The sequence below is a fragment of the Rubritalea sp. genome, from assembly GCF_039830215.1.
Classification (GTDB): domain Bacteria; phylum Verrucomicrobiota; class Verrucomicrobiia; order Verrucomicrobiales; family Akkermansiaceae; genus Rubritalea.
This window is the reverse complement of sequence record NZ_JBDOPO010000141.1, coordinates 1-5435: the sequence shown is the minus strand read 5'-3', so window position 1 is coordinate 5435 and position 5435 is coordinate 1. Positions and strand designations below refer to the sequence as shown.

Sequence of the window (5435 nt, the reverse complement as noted above, 5' to 3'; positions counted from 1 at the left end):
GTGTTTGTTCGTCCATTGGTCGGAGCTTTTGTGTTTGCACCTTCAGTAACTGACCTGTGCGGCTCCTCTTGCAAGAGGGCGAGGCGTTTTGAGTTTTTACAGACGTTTTTTTACACTACCCCACCTGATTCACCTTGATTATTTACACGCGTAAACATCTGACTGACAGTTGATAACCGTTAGTAAATCAAAGACTATATTCAACTTAAATCCAGCATTGCGACTCACCTGATTACGGTGATTAGGGACGTTCGAGACATTGCCTTTCGCCATGACTTGAAAAGTCGAACCTTCGATCAAATCTCTGGTGAATCTGCATCTCGATGCAGAGCATAGAGATAGATGAAGAGGATTGCTTGACGAGTTCACCGATGACTTCTCGTCAAAAACCGAGAGGCATTGTTGGTGATCAATTTATAGACAAAGACTCTGGCGATCGATCTGTGCCCAAGAAGGTCTCACTCCAGCGCGATATTGCTAAATGAACCATCGCCTTTGATCGCACATTTGATGAGAGCGGTTATAACTCCAGAGGTACTGAAACCTTAGGTTTTGCCTTGGATGGAAGAAGCTGACTTAACTAGGTCATTAAGTTGCAATGAGTTTATTAGCGCGTCATTGGTTTGGAAGTGCTTGGAAGTGCTTGGAAGTGCCAATCATCCTGAACACCTCACCTCTCAAAGATTATAATACATTTTTGCGTCAAAAAGTTACGCGAAATTTAATGCACAAGAGCGCAGGGCCACTACTATAGAACACATCATCGAGTGAGCTTTGCCAAAATTTCTCTCGAAAAAGACTCTGCAAATTGCTCTTTTGACATCTTAGAACGAATACGGTTGACAAGCTCCTCAGCCGGTGGAGGACACCCCTTATCGACCCACTTGTGTATGGTCCGCGACAGATCAGCAACATTCGACACAGCAAAACGGTATTCGTCGGGGAGAATATCTCGCATACCATCACGATCACTACCAAATACAGTTATTCGTGATGAAAGTGCCTCCAACATAACCAGAGGCAGACCTTCGTAACGTGAAGGTATCACTAAGGCATCTAGCGCTTGGTAAAGAGGTGCTGTATCACACCATGGAATGATCGTGTGGGAAACCCCTTTTGCAGCGAGAAGCCTCTTCAAACAGTCAGAGTCTGGCCCATCACCAGCAAAGACTAAATGACACCTACCCACAAGACTCGGAACAGAGCTGACAGCCTCTACAAGAAGCTGTTGCTGTTTTTGCCTAAACTCTACTCTCCCAACAACTCCTAGCAAAATTTTATTAGGAGGAAGCTGCAACCCTTTTCTCGCTTCATGCGATACCCCCTCCTGAAATCGGTGAATATCAATGCCATTGTATACGATTTTTATAGGAGCCACTGCACCACGTTGTCTTAAAAGACTGGCCATTTCCTCCGAAATAGTCAGGTAGCTGTCAGGCAACTTGAAAATGGATCGACTAAAGAGGTCTCTCATGCGCCCCAACTTAGCTCCCATTACTCGGTTTGAGTGCGGTACAGGGATGTAACTGACACTGCGAATGTTGGCTTTCTTACAAGCGTGTAGTGCCAGAGACGAGTGTTCAATATTCCCCTGCACAGCTACAACTAGTTTTGCCCCGAGTCTTTCAAAGCGCTGCTGTAGCTGACGAGCACGAGCTGGCTTTAAGCGGTTGCGTAACCCCTCTAACTTTGAAGAATGCCAAGGCAGATTGCTAATCCTGAGATGGTCATATTTGCCCTCTAATTCAGCAAGTCGCTCACATAACGTGCTATTCGCCTCAGTAGCATAGAAGAAGACAGGTTTGGAGTACCTATTAAGAAGCGCATCCAACCCAGCTAGACTCATGACTTCATGTCCACCAAAAATCGGGCTATCATCATAGAAGACTAGACTCATGAGCGTTTTAGTGAAGAGGTTAAATAGCTCTCAATTTGATTTGTGATCACCTCGATATCAAACTCATTCCTGGCTTGATCTAAGCCATTCCTGGCCACCCTCTCACGCAGCTCTTGGTTATCACGATACTCTAGAATCTTGCTTGCGTAAGTCTTTGGCTGAGCTGCTTCCGCCACAAGACTATTCACTCCATCTTGAGCTAGCTCCCTCTGACCACCATCTAACGAACTAATCACTGGAAGCCCGGAAGACATCGCCTCGAGAGGAGTTAGGGCAAAAGGCTCCCCCCAATTAGACGTAAATAGTAGACAATCATATTGAGCATACAGGGACTTCATTTCGGATTGAGATACCGATCCGATCTTCACTCTTTCAGTAAGCTGGAGCCTTTCTATTTCTGATCGAAGAAGCTCAACATAAGCTGTATCACCATTCCCAAATAAATCTAAACTTAGGCTTTCATCATGACACTCTGCTAAGGCCCGAACTGCAGTAATTGGATCTTTATCTTCCGCCAAACGACCTACCCACAATAGCTTTGAGAAGCTTGAGTAGTCAGTCTTCACGGTAAACTCCTGTGTTTCGATACCACAGTGAATGACATCACCGTGATTCACAGCCCATCCCTTATCCAAGGTCAGCTGCTTTAAGAATCCACTACAAAAATAAATCCTTGGATATTGGAGGGTGTCCCACGAAATGGTGGGTACTTCTCTAGAGATCTTTGCTCGGACTCCCAGCGCCTTGAGGACCGTACGCATGACAGCATTACTTCGCCCCTTCGATTCGTTCCACCACCTAAGCCACACATCAGCCCGCATACTCCGCGCGATCCAGTGATCTGAGATATCGTAAACAAGAGGAATATTCATCGACTCTAGCCGGATAAGTAAAGACTTTGAAATCCCCCCCATGTTCCATACGTGAACGACCTCGGGCTGAAACGCCTCAATCTCATCTATGAGTGCTCGATGGTTCTTTTTCTCCAATTGATAGAGTTTCGGCATCGACAGCCAAGGGTTCCCATACATGCCGTGGACCTCTAATTTTCTAGCCACATGGGAATCGATTGGCAACGGACGTCCCTCAACTTCGTGATCAGATGTCAGTACGCGAACATGATGCCCACGCTCCAACAAGCGATTGCACACATCCGCGCATCGTAACTCATAGCCACCAATCTCGTGAGGTGGATACAAATTGGATATCACCAAAATTTTCATATTTCTCGTTGGTAGTGTTTCCAGCCGGCATGGTGACCAGCCCTACGCCCCAAGCGTTGGGCTAGGCGCACCATTGCGGCATAAAAGATTCCAGTGATTCGAGCATGCTTGAGACACCACTGGAAGTCCCTCACGGCATCTTTCATCCAGCCTAACAACACGTAGTAATGCAGGTTCACATTTTTAGGATGCACTTCACTGGTGGCGGCCATCGCTTTGGCGTCGCCAAATGAGCGCTTATAGCTTTCTCGTAGGCTGTAGTTGTGCGAATGGATCGCTATGGATTCTATGGCATAATGAACCTCATAGCCTTCACGTATGAGTCGCCTTGTCCATTCATCATCTTCAGCATAGTGTAAATCTTCACGGATCGGTACAGCGTATAAGACGCTACGATGCGTAGCACAGCTCACCATACTAAAGAAATGATCCCAATGAACCGACTCGCGTTCAGGGCCGAAGCAACGATCATAGTCATGAGCATAGACAGCCTTACAATCAGATCGAGGCACCTGCCTGGAGAAGGAGACTCCACGCTTGGGGTCATTTAGGCATGGATCTAAAAGTTTCTTCAACCACTTCGCATTTTGAGGTTCAGCATCTGCATTGAGGTATACAATCCAATCCTGTGTGGCCTCCTTTGCCCCTAAGTTCAGTACTGGTCCGGGCACATAAGTGCCCAATGGGATTTCGATCAACCTAGCTCTACCATCATCTTGAATCATTTGAATCGATCCATCGCTCGATCCCGAGTCAATGATGATCAACTCAATCTCTCCATCAAAATCTTGCTGGAAGACTGCATCAATAGAAGCTTGGATTGCCCAGCATTCATTGAAGCTGCGCATGATAATAGAAACGGCTTGGGGGTATCTCTGCATAATTAAATCAAGTTTTCGTAATGTTCTGCAAGACGATCTCCTATCGCTTTCCAGCCAAAGCGCTCATTCGCTACAGACATTCCTTCGCTCTCAAGATTCATTCTCAACGCCTCATCTTCTATAGCTCTGACCGTTTCCTCGACAAAGGCGGAGGCATCATCTGCGAGTAAAATCTGGCGACCATGCTTCAGGTCTAGACCTTGAGCTCCAATGGTAGTAGAGATAACCGGCGTCCCGATGGCTAGGGATTCAACAATTTTTAAGCGTGTCCCCCCCCCTATCCTCAAAGGCACGATTTGCAGCCAAGCCCGACGATAATAAGGTCTCACATCTGGAACCCTTCCAGTGACTGTAACGCCCTGAAGACTATCATAGGCCTGAATTTCAGGGATCGGACTGCGACCGACAATCAGAATCTTTAGAGAAGAAACTCTCTTAATAAGTTTAGCATACACTTCGCCGAAAAACCACTTGAGAGCATCGACATTCGGGCTGTAATCCATCGCACCACAAAACATAATGGTGGGATCTGGATCCCTCTGTTCATCAACCGCATCTGGATGAAAATACTCCAAATCTACTCCATTGGCGACGACGAGGACCGGGGCAACCCTGTCAATATATTTGTGGATGAAGGACTTATCGTCTGGCCCACAGACGATTTCTTGGAGCGTATGCTTCGCCAGCTTGCGCTCGTAGAACCAAAGTTTCGCATAGCTTTCATAACGCAATAACTTCTGACGAGTACTAAAGCGAAGGTTCTGATGCTCCATCAGCTGAAATTGCAAATCGACTCGGCTACGATCCACTACGAATGGTACGTTGTCTCGATGCTTGAATATGTAGGGCATCAACACCAAGTCACAGAGATGCACGAGATCATAAACTTCCTGCTCTATTTTTTGATCAATGAAGCTAGCAATCTTGCTCTGTTGCCAATACTGCACATTGGTCGGTAGCGGGTTAAACAATCGATTGGGAAAGAGCTTTTGCCACTCAGGATGTTGGAATGGAAGCAATTCGACGGATTGGCAAAACTCCTCGAACACTTCCTTTTTGGATTCTTCACTACCATCGGGCTCAGAAAATGCCACAAAGTCGACTTCATGGCGCGTGGCTATCCTCTTCAGCAGGTGGAAGGTGCGCTGAAAGGTACCTCGATCAAGAGGCCATGGCACATAAGGGTAAAGGACTAGAATTTTCATGGAGAATCTGGAGTTTTAATGTTAATCACTGTGGCTGGAATCCCGACAGCGGTACCGTAGGCGGGCACGTCCTTCGTGACCACGGCGGAGACTCCAATGATGGCACTTTCACCCAAAGTCTGAAGTGGTCTCGGTTGCGTTGCGAGTAAATTCTTAGTTTTGTTGATGATCTGCTAGCTGGCCTACGAGGGAGGGTTGTTTGTTGGTTTACTCCGTAGTTGGAGAGCTG

Annotated in this window: 4 protein-coding genes and 1 pseudogene; all 5 read right to left on the bottom strand. The window is 46.8% G+C overall.

Annotated elements, in window-relative coordinates; genetic code table 11:
• Positions 1-760: 760 nt before the first annotated feature.
• The gene (locus ABGY95_RS04715; RefSeq protein WP_347440545.1) at positions 761-1897 is read right to left on the bottom strand and encodes a glycosyltransferase family 4 protein; all 1137 of its coding nucleotides are present in this window, start codon (positions 1895-1897) and stop codon (positions 761-763) included.
• Positions 1894-3096: a glycosyltransferase family 4 protein gene (locus tag ABGY95_RS04710; protein WP_347440544.1), complete on the bottom strand. Its 1203-nt coding sequence runs from the start codon at positions 3094-3096 to the stop codon at positions 1894-1896. The genes ABGY95_RS04715 and ABGY95_RS04710 overlap by 4 nt, the downstream gene beginning before the upstream one ends.
• 20 nt (positions 3097-3116) lie before the next feature.
• Complete coding sequence (locus ABGY95_RS04705; RefSeq protein WP_347440543.1) at positions 3117-4001, bottom strand: glycosyltransferase; 885 nt, start codon at positions 3999-4001, stop codon at positions 3117-3119.
• 2 nt (positions 4002-4003) lie between these two features.
• A complete protein-coding gene (locus ABGY95_RS04700; protein WP_347440542.1) occupies positions 4004-5206 on the bottom strand; it encodes a glycosyltransferase family 4 protein in 1203 nt (400 codons plus the stop codon).
• Positions 5203-5325 (bottom strand): annotated as a pseudogene (locus ABGY95_RS04695) (serine acetyltransferase); the annotation flags it as partial. The pseudogene ABGY95_RS04695 and the gene ABGY95_RS04700, both read right to left, overlap by 4 nt.
• Between the last annotated feature and the right edge of the window lie 110 nt (positions 5326-5435).

What these genes read in the sequence shown, in the direction of transcription:
- ABGY95_RS04715 (WP_347440545.1), bottom strand. Translation starts at nt 1,897, where the DNA reads ATGAGTCTAGTCTTCTATGATGATAGCCCGATTTTTGGTGGACATGAA.
- ABGY95_RS04705 (WP_347440543.1), bottom strand. Translation starts at nt 4,001, where the DNA reads ATGCAGAGATACCCCCAAGCCGTTTCTATTATCATGCGCAGCTTCAAT.
- ABGY95_RS04700 (WP_347440542.1), bottom strand. Translation starts at nt 5,206, where the DNA reads ATGAAAATTCTAGTCCTTTACCCTTATGTGCCATGGCCTCTTGATCGA.